The 3,017-nt window shown below is 44.7% G+C and carries 2 protein-coding genes; both read right to left on the bottom strand.

Going from position 1 to position 3,017, the window contains the following annotated elements; genetic code table 11:
- Positions 1 to 147 precede the first annotated feature (147 nt).
- Complete coding sequence (gene flaJ / locus LUQ50_RS07655) at positions 148 to 1,749, bottom strand: archaellar assembly protein FlaJ (protein ID WP_300038655.1); 1,602 nt, start codon at positions 1,747 to 1,749, stop codon at positions 148 to 150.
- A gap of 13 nt (positions 1,750 to 1,762) precedes the next feature.
- On the bottom strand, positions 1,763 to 3,017 hold a 1,255-nt coding region (locus LUQ50_RS07650; protein ID WP_300038652.1), incomplete at its 5' end, for a type II/IV secretion system ATPase subunit.

Below are 3,017 nucleotides of genomic sequence, written 5' to 3'. Positions count from 1 at the left end.
TTGCAATCATCAGACTAAGAGCAAGCCCAATCACAACCATCATCAGGTACAAAACCGGGATATCGAAGATTAAGAGAATTGAACCGCCGAGCACTATGGTAATAAAAATGATGAGACGACGGGTAGAATCTGTTAGCTGAACCATCCTTATACTCCTTCAAAGGTGGGAATCTTAAATAACATTGTGATAATGATCGGGGCTGCGATATAGATTATTCCTGTTACAGCACAGAGAAGGCTTGCGAAAAAGTAGAGCAGTGACCTGTCTCCTCCGGATACGACCTTTCCTGCAAACGTATTCGCTATCAATAACAGGGTTGTTGTTATTACTACATATGTACCCATCTGTTTTGCATCAAAATTTGCAAAGACGAAGAGACTGCCAGATACAGAAGAAGCAATTGAAGCTCCCTGACCCGAAGATAACGCTGCACTGGCCTCACCGAGACTTGCCATTTTTGAGGTGATCGCTTCTGACATAGTTACCAGAACCTGGTAGAGGGCAATAAAAAGCGAGACCATCATCGCGTGCATCGGGACCAGAAGAGTGATAAAACCCATTGATAGTGTGTGCCGGTGTTCCCGCAGTAACACCTGATCCAGCATAGAAGAACTCACAACTTCACCAATTTTTTCGGCTTTTCCTCCGATCTCAATCGAATCACGATAAATATTCAGATATTTATAGATCAGATAGCTACCACTGTCGTTGATAAACCGCTGCCAACTCCGCTTATCATCAAGCCCCAGGTTAAGTTTGGTATATACCCCGTTGATCAGTGGTTCAAGGGTTTTTAATGATTTTTTCTCTATCTCTGCTAATGCCGGCCCGATGGTCGTCCCCTTTCCACCCTGAATAGCGCCTACACTGCGAATAAATGTCGGAAACTCCGCGTCACGAAGGGTAATATTTCCATCATCAATAAACCCGATGATACCAAGAGGAAAGAGAAGCATGCCGATAAGCATGAGTATAAGACCATAATTCATCCCCAGGAGTAGAAGCAGAAGAACAATCACAGCCAATATCGGAACAACCTTACGTTCCATCCGATGTATCATATTCTGTTCAGGAGATCCCTGGGGTAGTCCATGGGTCTTTGGATCACTAGGCACTGCCTTGAACATGGTGGTGATTCCAAGCACAGATATCGATACAATGATCATATATGACATGTTCAGGGTGCCTTGCACATCAGCTGGAGCATAGATGGCAATTGACATCATGATAATGATGCCAACCAAAGCTCCGGTAAAGAGCAGGGAGATATAAGCATCACCCCACTTTTTCAACATCTCAAGCCCCTGTTCATACGATGAGCGATACACATTACGTGTAGTATCCAGTTCACGTGTCAGGAAGTCTTCATCAGGAACTCCTGACTCAATTGCATTTGCATACCGGTTTACCATCGAGAAGAGCATCTCATTCTCGATCTTCTTGGCTACGTTAACAAGCGCTTCCACATAACTGTACCCCCACCGTTTAACCAGGATATCAGCACGGTAGATATATTTGGTTGAAACATACTCACGACGGGCACCAGTATAGGAAAAAATTTCAGGTCGGGATGCATTGGCAGTGAGGATTGCTGCCATGTACGTAAGCATGAAGAGCAGATCAGAGCCCATCATCTTGTCTTCAACAAAAAATTTGTATAATTTAGCACGAAATGTCCGGACTGTCCCCTCAAACGGGATGGTTCCATTGTTCGCTTTACGGATACGATCAAAAATACTCTCAAACACGATGGTCAAATCCTCATATGTCGATATTGAGCAGACCTTGCTTTTTCAGTTTGGTCAGCATATTATGGAGTTCAATAAAATCGGTATACCCGGCTTTATGCAGGCGTTCCAGAATTTTTGCACGTTTCTCTACTTCCATATAGATCTGTGCCTTTTTGTGTTCAGGGATACCTAACATAGTAGCGATCTTACTTTCCAACAGAAAGCTTGAGCCTTTCCCGGTGAATTCATGGGTATCAGTAACCGGATCCCAGGTGAAAACTTCCACAAACGAGAAACCTCCACTTTCAGCGTCATATCCAACCAGTTCACTTACTGCCAGTTGACGGCGTACCATACTCCCATCAGGTCTGCGTACCGCACTCTGAATCACGACCAGATTGAGATTATCGATGAAAGTTTTTGGGATACTGATAGGATCTCCAGTGAGACGCTGGATGAGTTTTTCAACAGATGAAGCATGGAATGTGGACATCACCGGGTGTCCGGTCTGCATCGCACCAAATGCCACCGACCCTTCGACACCACGAATTTCTCCGACGATGATCATGTTTGGTCGCTGACGCAGTGCAGCACGGAGCAGGTCGAACATGGTAACATCCCCACCTTCTCCTTCACCTTTGCCTTTCCCTTTTGAAACTTCACGTGACCAGTTCCGGTGAGGAATAATAACTTCAGGAGTATCCTCTATACTGACAATCTTCCCTTCAGGGGATATGAAGGTAGTGAGTGCGTTCATACTGGTTGTTTTACCGCTTGCGGTTTCCCCTGACATGAACAGGGACATGCCGTTCTCAATGCAGATCCACAAGTATGCAGCCAGGGAATAACTGCAGGTTCCAAACTCAACAAGTTTGGTGATCGAGATAACATCATCCATTGCCTTACGGATGGTGAAATTACTCCCTCTCCTGCTGATCTCAGAAGAATACACGATATTGATACGGGAACCATCAGGGAGGGTGGCATCAACAATCGGATTGCGATAGGTGATCGGACGTCGCGATTTCTCTGCGAGTTTAATACAGAAGTCATCAAGAACTGGTTCGTTATCAAACCCGACAACTGATTTTAATCCTTTAAAGATCTTATGCTCAATGAATATGGGGCCAAGCCCATCACAGGTGATATCTTCAATATTTGTATCAGTAATGAATGGATAGAGCACACCGACATCGATCTTATCCCTGATCATCTGGTACTCTACTGCTTCAAACTCCTGGGGGTTAACGATAATTCTCCCATCTGCAAGATGAGGAACATCAACA

This window comes from Methanospirillum sp. (genome assembly GCF_028679455.1).
Classification (GTDB): Archaea; Halobacteriota; Methanomicrobia; order Methanomicrobiales; family Methanospirillaceae; genus Methanospirillum.
This window is presented reverse-complemented; position numbering and strand designations above follow the sequence as displayed.